Origin of the sequence: Paraburkholderia sp. SIMBA_053 (assembly GCF_046534895.1) — a bacterium.
GTDB classification, from domain to species: domain Bacteria; phylum Pseudomonadota; class Gammaproteobacteria; order Burkholderiales; family Burkholderiaceae; genus Paraburkholderia; species Paraburkholderia caledonica.
The window spans coordinates 1-251 of sequence record NZ_JAWRXU010001271.1 but is presented as its reverse complement, the minus strand read 5'-3'; the positions used below and the strand labels follow the sequence as shown (position 1 = coordinate 251).

Sequence of the window (251 nt, the reverse complement as noted above, 5' to 3'; positions counted from 1 at the left end):
CCAACGTCCCGTGGAATGAAACCGTCATCTACGAAACCCACGTGCGCGGCACATCGATGCTCCGCAAAGACCTGCGCACACCCGAACGCGGCTCGTTCGCCGCACTCGCATCGCCAGAATTCATCGAGCATCTGCTGAAGCTCGGCGTCACCGCCGTCGAACTGCTCCCCGTCCACGCATTCCTCAACGACCGCTTTCTCGTCGAGCGCGGACTGCGCAACTACTGGGGCTACAACACGGCCGCGTTCTTC

At 62.2% G+C, this 251-nt stretch carries 1 pseudogene; it reads left to right on the top strand.

The annotated features are described in order from the left end of the window. Window positions 1-251: pseudogene (locus SB753_RS39720) on the top strand (glycogen debranching enzyme GlgX); the annotation flags it as partial.